Annotated in this window: 8 protein-coding genes, 3 tRNA genes, 1 riboswitch and 1 other annotated feature; of the genes, 1 reads left to right on the top strand and 10 read right to left on the bottom strand. The window is 50.4% G+C overall.

Features of this window, described 5'->3' with window-relative positions; genetic code table 11:
* From ACI32D_RS01210 to leuS, 5 genes are all read right to left on the bottom strand, one after another.
* Positions 1-283, bottom strand: a 283-nt coding sequence (locus ACI32D_RS01210) for a thiamine pyrophosphate-binding protein (RefSeq protein ID WP_439774842.1), incomplete at its 3' end; no start/stop codon positions are given.
* A 222-nt stretch (positions 284-505) separates the two neighbouring features.
* The gene (locus ACI32D_RS01205; RefSeq protein WP_439774841.1) at positions 506-1672 is read right to left on the bottom strand and encodes a hypothetical protein; all 1167 of its coding nucleotides are present in this window, start codon (positions 1670-1672) and stop codon (positions 506-508) included.
* A 161-nt stretch (positions 1673-1833) separates the two neighbouring features.
* Positions 1834-4248 carry a phosphoenolpyruvate synthase gene (gene ppsA / locus ACI32D_RS01200; protein ID WP_439774840.1) on the bottom strand — a complete coding sequence of 805 codons (2415 nt, stop codon included), beginning with the start codon at positions 4246-4248 and terminating at the stop codon, positions 1834-1836.
* Between the two features lie 407 nt (positions 4249-4655).
* Positions 4656-6275 carry a putative polysaccharide biosynthesis protein gene (locus ACI32D_RS01195; RefSeq protein WP_439774839.1) on the bottom strand — a complete coding sequence of 540 codons (1620 nt, stop codon included), beginning with the start codon at positions 6273-6275 and terminating at the stop codon, positions 4656-4658.
* A gap of 93 nt (positions 6276-6368) precedes the next feature.
* Entirely contained in the window at positions 6369-8783 is a 2415-nt protein-coding gene (leuS, locus tag ACI32D_RS01190) for a leucine--tRNA ligase (RefSeq protein WP_439774838.1), read from the bottom strand.
* A gap of 43 nt (positions 8784-8826) precedes the next feature.
* Positions 8827-9009 (bottom strand) — a binding site (T-box leader).
* 69 nt (positions 9010-9078) lie between these two features.
* Between leuS and ACI32D_RS01185 the strand changes: the two genes are divergently transcribed.
* Positions 9079-9738, top strand: coding sequence for a phosphatase PAP2 family protein (locus tag ACI32D_RS01185; RefSeq protein ID WP_439774837.1), 660 nt, complete (start codon positions 9079-9081; stop codon positions 9736-9738).
* 57 nt (positions 9739-9795) lie between these two features.
* On the opposite strand, the gene ACI32D_RS01180 is transcribed toward ACI32D_RS01185, so the two are convergent.
* The 5 genes from ACI32D_RS01180 to ACI32D_RS01160 all read right to left on the bottom strand — a co-directional run bounded on the left by ACI32D_RS01180 (position 9796) and on the right by ACI32D_RS01160 (position 13010).
* Positions 9796-11244 carry an MDR family MFS transporter gene (locus ACI32D_RS01180; RefSeq protein ID WP_439774836.1) on the bottom strand — a complete coding sequence of 483 codons (1449 nt, stop codon included), beginning with the start codon at positions 11242-11244 and terminating at the stop codon, positions 9796-9798.
* Between the two features lie 63 nt (positions 11245-11307).
* On the bottom strand, positions 11308-12504 hold the full coding sequence (gene metK / locus ACI32D_RS01175) for a methionine adenosyltransferase (RefSeq protein ID WP_439774835.1): 1197 nt from the start codon (positions 12502-12504) through the stop codon (positions 11308-11310).
* A riboswitch (SMK box riboswitch) is annotated at positions 12502-12589 on the bottom strand. It overlaps the preceding gene by 3 nt.
* Before the next feature lie 64 nt (positions 12590-12653).
* Positions 12654-12726 (bottom strand) — tRNA-Val (locus ACI32D_RS01170).
* Positions 12727-12729: 3 nt separating this feature from the next.
* A tRNA-Glu gene (locus ACI32D_RS01165) sits at positions 12730-12801 on the bottom strand.
* 135 nt (positions 12802-12936) lie between these two features.
* A tRNA-Met gene (locus ACI32D_RS01160) sits at positions 12937-13010 on the bottom strand.
* Positions 13011-13100: the final 90 nt, after the last annotated feature.

Here is a 13100-nt window from a genome sequence, read left to right as displayed (position 1 = left end):
TCTTGTCGTACTTAGCGTCGTACAAGCCGTTCATCAAGTGGATGGCACCAGGGCCAGCTGAACCCATGCAGACGCCAAGCTTGCCAGTAAGCTTGTATTCTGCTGAGGCAGCCAGAGAAGCAGCTTCTTCGTGACGAACTTCGATGAACTTGATCTTGTCTTGCATTTCATAGATCGCGTTCATGGTTGAGTCGAATGAACCGCCTGGGAAACCATAGAGGTGGTCAATCCCCCACTTGTACATAACATCTAAAACTGCGTTAGCACCCTTAATTTTTGCCATAAGTGAATCTCCTTACATTTAATACCTTCAAAAAATTACTTACATTAATAATTATAGGCTTCTTGTAAGCGCTGTCAACATTGTGAAAATATTAATTTTATTTTCTTGGATATTGCCAGGACAATCTCTTGCTTTTCACAGCTTTAAGAAAGATTCTATGAATATTAGACAAAATTTTATCAATGAAAGCATGCAAAAAGCGGATCATCCGATCCGCTTTTTTTAAGCTTCTTCAAATTCGATAATGCTCTTGGTTGAGATGTAAGCTGGTGAAAATTCGCCCCGGTTGTACTTCTCCACCTTCATGAAGCTGTCCTTAGATGAAAAGACGAATTCTGCCAGTTCTTCCAGGCTGGCAAACTGGTCAGTGTAGAAAGTCCCCTTTTCCGTAACCAGCTTCATCTTGCCGGCAAAAAGTTCCCGCCGCTTAGAGTAATTGTTGGTCCGGTTTTGGTTTTGGTAACCATTTCTCTGGTTGTTTCTGCGCTTGCCGTAATTGCCCCGGCCCCGCTTGTCGTCGCTAGTACGTTTACGGACGACAAACTGCTGGTCATTTGCCGGCTCATGGCTCTTTTCAGCCTTTTCGGCCGGCTTTGCTTCTTCCCCGGCCTCTGGCTTAGTAGCAGGCTTTTCGGCCTCCTCAGCCTTGTTTTCGGCTTCCTCGGTATCGTCAAAGGCAAAAGGCAATTCAACTTGCGGGTGTTCAACTAATTTTTCCGTTGCCGGACGCGGTGCCTTCTTGATAAAGCGCGGACCAGCTGGCTTGTCTTCTTTTTCTTCTGCTTCTTCTGCAACCTTTTCTTCTTCGGCTGTATCAGTAGTCTCTACTTGCTTTTCCTGGCTTTCTTGTTCTTGCTTTTCTTCCTCTGCTGGCTTGTCTTCAGTCTTTGCTGCTTCTACTGCTTCTGCAGCTTTTTCTTCTTTGACTTCAGCCTCAGAGCTCTTTTCTTCAGCTTCAGTCTTTTGGTCTGTTGCTTTTTCTTCAGCCTTTTCCTCTTCAGCTGCGAAGTGGTCGTTGATGTACTGGATGGCGTTTGGTCCCCAGTACTTCTTGTTGTGGTTCTTTTCATCAACGAAGTCTGGCTTCAATTCCTTGTGTTCCCGCAAAAAGATCCGCAGCTTCTTCTTGCCCAGGCCAGTGGTTTCTGCCAGGGCATTGATGTCCAAAAGGCCGTTGTCGGTTGCCGGCGAAGCTGCCGACTTGGGCAGGACCTTGCCCAGCTCTTGGAAGATCTGGCCCACCGCTCGCTCGTCATAAAATTTATTGCCGGTCGGGTCAGTCAAGGTCGGTTTGAACTTAAACTTCATGTTGATCAGGTAGTAGACCTGCTGCTGGGAAACCTGTGCCAATTTTGCGATTTGATCCATTGAGTAGTATTGTTGTGCCATGTATCTGCTTTCCTCTTAACTTAAAGTGCTGATTTTTGCTAAAAAAATTATGATAATTCATTTTCAATTTTACGTCAAATTGACATGAAATGCTTGATTTTTGCAATATTCAACAAAAAAGCCGCTCCATAAGGAGCGACTTGATGATCAAATCAGTCTAATTACCATTCGTAATCTTCAGTGTCCTGCATCCCCAGGCCAGTAGCCTTATCCAGCAGGATTCTTTGTTCAAAGTGAGCCACGTTGAGCTTGGTTTCCTTAACCATGTCCGGGTTTACGGAAACGTAGTCAATCCCGCTCTTAACCAAGAATTCAGTGAAGTCTGGGTATTCTGAAGGTGCCTGGCCGCAGATGGAAACGGTCTTGCCATCCTTGTGGGCGGTCTTGATCAAGTGACGGATTGCCCGCTTAACAGCCAGGTTGCGTTCGTCGTAGAGGGCGGAAACGGCGTCGTTGTTCCGGTCAGTCCCCATGATCAGCATGGTCAAGTCGTTTGACCCGATTGAGTAGCCGTCAACAAACTTGTTGAACTTGTCAGCCAAAATGATGTTGGATGGAATTTCCGCCATCATGAAGACCTTGAAGTCACGGCTGCGCTCAAGCCCTTCGTCAGCCATGATCTTGGTTACCTTTTCTGCTTCTTCAACAGTTCTGCAGAATGGGATCATGACGTTCAAGTTCTTGAGGCCGAATTCGTTTCTAACCTTCTTGACTGCTTCCAGTTCCAGCTTGAAGGCTTCAATGTACTTCGGGTCGTAGTAGCGGCTTGCCCCGCGCCAGCCAAGCAGGTCAGCTGGTTCATGCGGTTCGTACTTCTCCCCGCCCTTCAAGTTCCGGTATTCGCTGGACTTGAAGTCAGAGAATCTTAAGACAACTGGTCTTGGGTTCATGGCCCGGCAGACCTTGCTGATCCCGTTGGCCAGTTCGTTGACAACCCGTTCTGGGTGGCCGGTTTCAATCAAGTAAAGCGGGTGCTGGTGGATGTAAGTGGTCCACAAGAATTCTTCCCGCATCAAACCGATACCATCAGCTGGCAGAGTTGAGTACTTTTCAGCCAGGTCCGGGTCACCCAGGTTCATCATGACTCTGGTTGCCGTTGGCGGGAAGTATTCAGCAGCAGCCATTGGCGCGGTCTCAGCCTTCTTTGGCTTAACGACTTCCTCGGCTACGCCTTGGTAGACAACCCCGTTCTTGGCGTCAACCGTTACTTCCTGGCCGGTCTTCAGCAATCTGGTTGCAAAAGTCCCCCGGCTGGCGGTACCAACGATACATGGGATCTGCATTTCCCGGGAAACAATAGCGGCGTGGCAGGTCATCCCACCGTTGTTGGTAACAATAGCGGCCGCCTTCTTCATGGCTGGTACCCAGTCTGGTGAGGTCATCAAGGTAACCAGGATTTCGCCTTCCTTGAATTCACCGATGTCCTTCGGGTCGTCAATTACGTGCACGATACCAGAAGCTACGCCTGGGCTGGCTGGCAGACCCTTGACCAAAACCTTGTTGGAGCTTGGAGCCTTAACGTCAGTTTCTTCCTTGGTGCCGCCCTCCTTCTTTCTTTGTGACCAAACAGTTTCCGGACGGGCTTGAACGAGCCAGAGCTTGTCGTCCTGGTCTCTGGACCATTCCATGTCCATGTAGCAGCCATAGTGCTTTTCAATCTGTTTAGCGTAGCCGGCAAGTTCGATGACTTCTTCGTCAGTCAAGCATGGAGTCTTGGCCACGTCTTCTGGGACGTCTCTTTGTTCAACCCCGCCGCCTGGCAGACGGATCAATTCAATGTTCTTGTTGTTGATGGTCTTGCTTGCGATTTGCATGCTTTCCTTGTCAACTTCGAAGTTGTCCGGGGTAACCGTCCCTTGAACGATGTATTCGCCCAGGCCCCATGAACCTTCGATCATGACCTTGGTGTCGTCACCGTTGGCAACGTTAACCGTGAACATAACCCCAGCTGACTTGGAGAAGGCCATCATTTGGACAGCTGCTGACAAAGCAACCTTCTCTTGCGGGAAGTTCTGCTTGATCCGGTAGTAGGTTGCCCGGTCCGTGAACAGGGAAGCGTAGCAGTCTTGTACCTTGCGGATAACATCCTTGCGACTTCTAACGTTAAGGTAAGTGTCCTGTTCCCCGGCAAATGAAGCGTCTGGCAGGTCTTCGGCCGTAGCGCTTGAACGAACCGCAACGTATGGTTCGTTTTGCCCGGTCATCTTGGCCAGTTCGTCATATGAGTTGCCGATGTCTTCGGCCAAGTCTTCCGGCATTGGTGCCTCGCGCATGATCTTTCTGATCTGGCTGCAGACCCGGTGCAGTTCTTCTGAGTCTTCTGGGTCCTTCAAAGTTGCCAGCAAGGCATTTACCTTCTCGTTCAAGCCATTGACTTCCATGAAGTGCCGGTAGCCGTGAGCAGTAGTCGCGAAGCCATAAGGCACTGGCACGTCAGTACCTGAAGTCAATTCACCCAATGATGATGATTTGCCCCCAACCAGGGCCACGTCTTCGCGGCGCAGTTGGTTAAACCAAAGAACGTATGCATTTTGGCGTTCTTCCTCAGTCAATTCCTTCTTGTCGTTAACTTCCATTGTTTTCACCTCATATCACTAGGGCTTGTAAGCCTTTTCACTTTTCACTATTGATTATTGCCCTTTTGTGAAAAAATGTCAACAGTTTCTTACAAGTTTTTTGGAGGAATTTCTTGTAACCGTTTCCTTTGTCAAAATAACAATCTTTCCAAAAGACTTTTCTGTTAAAGTACTGGCAATCATCGAATTGTTTTTATTCACAAACTAAAAAATAGTTTTATCAAAAAGACCGCCTATCCCCCGTCAGACCAAGACCTTTTGCAACTTTTTTCGCAAGATTTTTGCCATGAATAGACGATCTGGGCAAAAAAGCGAATGAAAAAATTCCAAAAATGGCGAAAAAAAGACGAAAAAAAGACCCTCCAAAAGGAGGATCTTTCAATGACTCTTATTCTTTTTATCCAAACTTATCTGAACTTTTGCATGATCCGGGTCACCCGGCTGCCCAAGATGTTTTCAGCCAAGGCGGTTTTAAGGCTCAAGGCCCCGTAGACTATTACGCCTACCCCAACCGCAAGAGCACTGAGCAGCATGGCTGACAGACGGCGGTATGGACTGAGGAAGAGCCCGCCCAGCTTGACCGTGGCAAACACTGCCGCGAACATCACTAAGGAGAAGCTGGCAATCCCGATAAAGCGCCGCATGGTCCGGTCAGCCCGCCAGCGGTATTTCACGCTGAGGTGCTTGAGGGACATGGCGATGACCGCCAAAAGGCCCAGGTTGGTCGCCAGAAGCGGGCCATAGACCTTGAAGAGACGGATCATCGGATACTGGACGATTGACTTGATGACCAAGCCGAGAATCAAATAGCGGATCGCGTACATGTTCTCGTCCAGCCCCTGCAAGATGGCCATGAGGACCGTAAACATCCCCAAGCTGATGGCCGTAAAGGAGGACAGGTACAAGACATGGGCTCCCAGCCGGTCATAGCCGTAGAAGATCGTGTACAGAGGATCTGAAATCGCGGCCATCCCCAGTGAAGCCGGCAATAAGACAAACAGGAAAAGTTCCAAGGTATTGCCGATCTGGCGGGAAATATCCCGGTAGTCCCTTCTGGCATGGGCCCCTGACAAAAGCGGAATGGCGGTAACTGCCATGGCCGTTGACAGGGAAACCACGATCATGATCAGCTTGTTGGCGTTCAAGCCGAACAAGGCGTACCAGCTTTCTACTTCATCAAAAGGCACGTGCATGAAGCTGGCAATCATCGGGTGGAAGGTATACTGGTCCACCAGCTGGAAGATGTTGATCCCAGAGTCAATGATGATGAAGGGAATCGACTGCTGGATGATTTCAAAGAGCAGGCTGTTGGTCGAAACTTGCACCTGGTTGTTGGACTGGGCGATCAAGGGATCCACCGTCCGCTTCTGCTTGAGGTAAAAAATCACCAGCAGGCCAATACCGAACACGGCCCCGATCGCGGCAGCCAGGTTAGACTGAGTTACCGCGTCAACATAATTGCCATGCTGGACCCGCATGATCACATAGGCCGTCAAAAGCATCCAGATCACCCGGGCCAGCTGTTCCACGAACTGGGACATGGCACTTGGCATCATGTCGTTGAAGCCCTGGAAATAGCCCCGCAGAATGCTCAAGATCGGGATGATCAAAACCGCGATGGACAGGCTCCGGATCACCGGAACTTCCTGGGGGTTAAAACCAGACAGCGGCAGGGCCAAAAAGTACATGCAGGCCGCTGAGATGATCCCGAAAGCTCCCATCAAGACCAGGCCGTGCCTAAAGAGCTTGCGGCCGACCCCGTATTCATTAAGGGCATTGTATTTGGCAATCTGCTTGGCGATTGCCCCTGGAATGCCCGCGGTGGAGATGATAATGAACAGGCTATAGATGTTGTAGCTCTTCGCCGTCAGTGAGTTGGCCAAGTTGCCAAACTTTCCCATCCAGGCATACCAAGGGATGATATAGATCGCCCCAAGAATCCGCGACAGGATAGAGCCAATAGTCATCCAGGCCGAGCCCTTTAAAAGCTGGGCCTGGGAGTTGGTCTGTGATTTGTTTTTTGCCATAAAACTTCCCTAATCCTTATACTTCAACCTACTATCATATTCCTGATCCAGCTTGAAATATACCATAAATTGATTTTTTAGGAAAATTTTAGATTATTTGGCAACAATGTTCACGATCTTGTTTGGCACGACAATGACCTTCTTAATCTCCTTGCCTTCCAAAAATTCCTTGACGTGCGGCAGAGCGGTTGCGGCAGCTTGGGCTTCTTCTCTGCTTGCATCCTTGGCGATTTGGAAGTTGCCCCGCTTCTTGCCGTTAACCGTAACAGCCATTTCAACCGTGCTTTCAACCAGCTTGCTTGCGTCATAAGTTGGCCAGCTAGCAAACTGCACGCTTTCGTCGTGGCCGAAGACATGCCAGATTTCTTCCATCATGTGCGGAGCAACTGGCGCCATCAGCTTGACGAAGCCTTCAGCGTATTCCCGCGGAATCTTGTCGACCTTTTGGCAGGCGTTCATGAAGACCATCATTTGGGAAATGGCAGTGTTGAAGCGCAATTCTTCAAAGTGTTCCGTAACGACCTTGACCGTTTCGTTGTAGATCTTGTCCAGCTTGCCGTCGTTTTCGTCACTGATCTTTTCAGACGGGATCGGGTCCAGGTCCAGGTCGTTGACAAAAGTCCGCCATACCCGGTCAAGGAACTTCTTGACACCGGAAGGACCGTTGTCGTCCCAGTCGATTGAAGCATTCAGTGGCCCCATGAACATTTCGTAAGTCCGCAGGCTGTCTGCACCGTATTCGTCAACGACATCGTCTGGGTTGACCACGTTGCCGCGGGACTTGGACATCTTTTCATGGTTCTTCAGGATCAAGCCCTGGTTGTAGAGCTTTTGGAATGGTTCCTTGGTTGGCACGACGCCCAGGTCGTAAAGGACCTTGTGCCAGAATCTAGCGTAAAGCAGGTGCAGGGTCGCGTGTTCTGCCCCGCCGATGTAGAGGTCAACCGGCAGCCACTTCTTCAAGAGTTCCGGGTCTGCCAGAGCCTTGTCGTTGTGCGGGTCGATGTAGCGGAGGAAGTACCAGCTTGAACCAGCCCATTGCGGCATGGTGTTGGTTTCCCGCTTGCCCTTCCGGCCGTTTTCATCAACAACGTTAACCCAGTCAGTCAGGTTAGCCAGCGGGCTTTCCGGAGTGCCGGAAGGCTTGATGTTGGTTTCCTTAGGCAGGCGCAGCGGCAATTCGTCTTCTGGCACCAAAGTGGTTTCCCCATCTTCCCAGTGGATAACCGGGATTGGTTCACCCCAGTAGCGCTGACGGGAGAAGTTCCAGTCCCGCATCTTGTAGTTGGCCTTCTTTTCGCCGACGCCCTTTTCAGTCAGCCAGTCGACCATCTTGGCCTTGGCTTCTTCATTGCGGAGGCCGTTCAAAAATTCTGAGTTGACGTGGGCACCGTCGCCGGCAAAGGCTTCCTTGCTGATGTCACCGCCTTCAACGACTTCCTTGATTGGCAGGTCGAACTTAGTGGCAAAAGCGTAGTCTCTTTCGTCGTGGGCTGGAACAGCCATAACTGCCCCGGTCCCGTAAGTTGCCAGAACGTAGTCAGAGATCCAGACTGGCACCTCTTCCCCGTTGACTGGGTTGATGGCGTAAGCACCAGTGAAGACCCCGGTCTTATCCTTGTTCAAATCAGTTCTTTCCAGGTCAGACTTGGATTCGATGGACTTGATGTAGGCATCAACTGCTTCCTTTTGTTCCGGCGTAGTGATTTCCTTGACCAGGTCGTTTTCCGGTGCCAAAACCGTGTATGAGCAGCCAAAGAGGGTGTCTGGCCGGGTGGTGAAGATGTCAAAGCTCTTGTCTGAATCCTTGATCTTGAAGGTTACTTGAGCCCCAACTGAGCGGCCGATCCAGTTTCTTTGCATTTCCTTGATCGGTTCTGGCCAGTCCAAGTCATCCAGGTCATCCAGCAAACGGTCAGCGTAAGCGGTGATCTTCAGCATCCATTGCCGCATCTTGCGGCGGTAAACCGGGTAGCCGCCCCGTTCAGTCTTGCCGTCGATAACTTCTTCGTTGGCAACGACCGTGCCCAGGTCTGGTGACCAGTTAACTGGCACTTCAGCTTCATAAGCCAGGCCCATCTTGTACATTTGTTCAAAAATCCACTGGGTCCACTTGTAGTAGTTCGGGTCAGTGGTCTTGATTTCCCGGTCCCAGTCATAGGAGAAGCCCAAAGCTTGCAGCTGCTTTTTGAAGTGGGCAATGTTTTGGTCAGTGAAAGTAGCCGGGTCGTTACCAGTTTGCAGGGCGTATTGTTCAGCCGGCAGGCCGAAGGCATCCCAGCCCATTGGGTGCAAGACGTTGTAGCCTTGAGCCCGCTTCATTCTGGCCATGATGTCAGTAGCCGTGTAGCCTTCCGGGTGACCAACGTGCAGCCCCTTGCCTGATGGGTAAGGGAACATGTCAAGTACGTAGTACTTTGGCTTCTTTGGGTCAGTCCCAGTCTTAAAAGTCTTGTTTTCCAGCCAGTACTTTTGCCACTTCTTTTCGACAACTTTATGGTTGTACATCTGCTAAATCCTTTCCTAAAAACAAAAAACGCCCTATGTTCAAACATAGGACGAATTGTTTCGCGGTACCACCTAAGTTCCACGCTTTCGCGTGACACTCAAATGTTTCTTAAAGCGAAACAACACTTTGGCATTGTCCGGGTGAGTTCAAAATTTCTCTTTCAAGCCTCGCAGCCACCGGCTCTTCTCTGAAGAAAGAAAAATTTCTACTACTCCCTGCCCTTTATTATTTTCTCTATAACGATTATACTTTACCACATGGCCAAAATTTTACAAGGAGAAAAATTAAAAACAATTGAATACGAAAGAAAATAAAGTTAATTATCAGCCGCTTTTAATTTTTGGCGGCGCCTTCAGCATCTTTTTTGCCTATTGGGTCTACCTGATCGCCAGCAAGAATCCCTTTATCAAGGCTTTTGACACGGTAGTCTACAATGCCATCAGAAACAACAATCCAGTCGAAAAGCAGCTGACCTTTTACTGGACCCAGCTTGGCAACACGCTAACCATCACGGTCTTTACGGTGATCCTGGTCCTTTTCCTGATCTACCGGCGGAACTATATCCACGCCGTCTTCGCCAGCTTGACCATGATCGCGGCTAATTACTGCAACTCGGTTATCAAGAACATCATTCAGCGCCAGCGGCCCCGGATGGACAAAACGGTTCACGCCGACGGCTTCTCCTTCCCGTCTGGCCACTCAGTCGGCTCTATGACTTTGGCCTTGGTCTTGATCGCCTTGATCGTCGTCCTGGTAAAAAAGAAGCCGCTGAAATACTGGTTGATAGGCTTTTGCATCTTCTTCACCCTGTCGATTGGCTTTACCAGAATGTACCTGCACGTTCACTGGCCAAGCGACGTCTTAGGCGGCTGGTGTGAGGGCCTGGCCTTCAGTTCCCTGGCCAGCTGGCTCTTTTTCAAGGCCTTGGACAAAAAGAATAAACTAAATCCTTAATAACAAAAAATCTGCTCACCAGTCGTGAGCAGATTTTTGTTTGCATTCATATTTTGCCTAATCCTTCTTCTGCCGGTAGATATGGTTGAAGACCAAAGACAAAAGCAAGGCAATCAAAGAAACGATGTAGATCCCCCGCATGGCTGAGTGCAGGATTTCCCGCAAAGGAGCCAAAACGGCCGGATCCAGGCTTTTAGCCTGGGCTGGGGAGACAATCTTGTTCATCATCTCACTGGTCAAGGAAGGGTGCTTTTTGAGCCCGCTGGCCACGACCGCGTTGAAGGTCATCCCGTAAAAGACCATCATCACGGTCTGACCCAGATACTTCATCAAGGTGTTAAAAGAAGTTGCCACCCCTACCTGGCTCTTGTCGACCACCATCTGGGCCCGGACCTGGCTGGCCGTGGCGATGCTGCCGAAGCCAATCCCGTTGAAGACGGCAATCAAGCAGAAGACCCAAAATGGCGTGTAGGTTGGAATCAAGATAAAGGCCAGGTCAGCCCCAAGCAAAAGAAAGAGTGAGGCGTCAAAGAACTTCTGCGTCCCCCACCGGCCCATAAGGTCGCCGGCCAGGAAGGACCCGCAGACCCATAAAAGGGAGCTTGGCGTAATGGCAAAGCCGGCGATTGAGGCGCTGACCCCGTTGATCCCCTGCAGCCAGGTCGGAATATAGAATTCAAAGCCGATCACGACCCCGGACACCAGGAGCTGCAAGATGTTGACCGCCAAAAATTCCTTGTCTTTCAAGATACTGAAAGGAATGATCGGGTCAGCGGCAGTTTTTTCTACCTTGACAAAAAGGCAGAGGCTGACCAGCATGATTGCCGCCAAAGCCAGCAAGGTCCAGCTGAAGCCTTTTTCCAGCCCCTGCAAAAGGAGCATTAGGGAAAGCAAAAAGATGACTAAGCTGAAGCTGCCCTTGAGGTCGATCTGTAATTTATTTTTAGCAATATCCTCATGCAGGTAGCAAGCAACCAGCAAAAAGGCGATCAAGCCGATTGGCACGTTGATCATAAAGACCCAGTGCCAAGACAAGTGCTGGACGATAAAGCCGCCTAAAAGCGGAGCGATAACTGAAGCCAGGCCCCAGAAACCCGAGGTCAGACCCAGCATTTTGGCCCGCTTGTCAATGTCATACATATCGGCTAAAACCGTCACCCCTGCTGTCTGAATGGCCCCTGAACCAAGTCCCTGCAGGACGCGGAAGATGATCAATTCCACCATTGAGTGCGAAAAGCCGCAGAGGGCTGAGCCGAGCACGAAAAGTCCGATGCCAAATAAAAAAACTGGCTTGCGTCCTACGCTATCAGCCAGTTTCCCATAAATTGGCGTTGAGACTGCCGTCATCAGCAGAAAGACAGACACCACCCAACTCATGATTGCCAGCCCGTCCAAATCGGCGATAATGGTTGGCATCGCGGTCGAAACAATGGTGCCTTCGATGGCGGACATAAAAGTGGTGATAAAGACAGCGAGCGTGACCATTTTCACGTTTGTTTTCTTCATTCTTTTCTCCAACGAAATTTATGTTACGTTATGTCTTACGTGTATTCAGTTGTCGTAAAAATATTACTTGCGGCCGTTGACGAAAGCTCGGAGAGCTTCAGCCTTGTCGGTCTTTTCCCAAGGCAGGTCGATGTCAGTGCGGCCAAAGTGGCCGTAAGCAGCCGTCTGCTTGTAGATTGGCCGGCGCAAGTCCAGCATCTTGATGATCCCGGCTGGCCGCAGGTCAAAGTTGGCCCGGACAGCTTCGGTCAAAAGCTGGTCGCTCACCTTGCCGGTCCCGGCAGTATCAATCATGATGGAAACCGGGTGGGCTACCCCAATGGCGTAGGCCAATTGCACTTCACAGCGGTCAGCCAGGCCAGCAGCTACAATGTTCTTGGCCACATAGCGGGCAGCGTATGAGGCGCTTCTGTCGACCTTGGTGGCGTCCTTGCCGCTGAAGGCACCGCCGCCGTGGCGGGCATAGCCGCCGTAAGTGTCGACGATGATCTTGCGGCCAGTCAAACCGGCGTCGCCCTTTGGCCCCCCGATAACAAAGCGACCAGATGGGTTGATCAGGTACTTGGTCTTGTCATCCAGGAACTTGTCAGGGATGACTTCCTTGATCACGTCGTGGACCATGGCCACCCGGATCTCTTCGTTAGTCACGTCAGGACTGGTCTGGGTAGAAATAACTACCGTGTCCACCCGCTTAGGCTTGCCGGCATCATCGTATTCCACCGTGACCTGGGCCTTGGCATCTGGCCGCAGCCAAGGGAAAGTCCCGTCCTTTCTCAGCTGAGCCAGCTTGCGCATCAAGCGGTGGGCCAGGGAAATCGGCAAAGGCATCAGTTCCGGCGTTTCGTTGATGGCGAAACCAAACATGAGCCCCTGGTCACCGGCCCCGATCTGGTCGAGTTCATCGCTATTGTCTACTCCCCGGACTTCCAGGGCTTCATCAACCCCGCCGGCGATGTCAGGCGACTGCTTGTCCAGTGCTACCAATACAGCGCAGTTGTCGGCGTCAAAGCCCAGGTCCGGGTCATTATAGCCGATCTCACGGATCGTCTTTCGCGCGACCTGCTGGTAGTCAACATTAGCCGTGGTCGAGATTTCCCCGAAGAGCAAGACCAAACCGGTAGTTACAGAAGTCTCACAGGCCACGTGGGCTTGCGGGTCCTGCGCGAGTACCGCGTCCAGGATGGCATCGGAGATCTGGTCAGCGACCTTGTCCGGGTGTCCTTCTGAAACTGATTCTGACGTAAATAAGTGCTTTTCCATCTATGTGTGTCCCCCTATAGACTAGCTACACGGTTACAAGGCATCTTCACCAATTTGGTGAATCCTATCAGGACTTGTAACAAATAATATTTTAACTTGTTCAGTTTTTTGTAAAAAAAAAGATTACCGTCCGGTAACCTTCTGAACAATGGAGGATACAGGGCTCGAACCTGTGACCCTCTGCTTGTAAGGCAGATGCTCTCCCAGCTGAGCTAATCCTCCATATGACCCGTACGAGATTTGAACTCATGTTACCGCCGTGAAAGGGCGGTGTCTTAACCACTTGACCAACGGGCCGTTTCGTAAGCACGTTTACTAGTATACAGCAATTCCCGGCCAATGCAAGTCTTTTTTACGAAAAAATTTTCAGAAAAATAGCAAGACAGATAAAAATAAAAACAAAAAATCCACGACCAAGTCGTGGATTGCTTATAGCGGCGGGGGGGATCGAACCCTCGACCTCCCGGGTATGAACCGGACGCTCTAGCCAGCTGAGCTACACCGCCATACTGTAACCAATATGGAAAATATTAAATTACAAATCGGGAAGACAGGATTTGAACCTGCGACCCCCTGGTCCCAAACCAGGTGCTCTA

This window comes from Lactobacillus sp., from assembly GCF_051873315.1.
GTDB lineage: Bacteria > Bacillota > Bacilli > Lactobacillales > Lactobacillaceae > Lactobacillus.
Note: the sequence above shows the minus strand (reverse complement) of the source record. Positions and strands in the feature narration are given on the sequence as shown.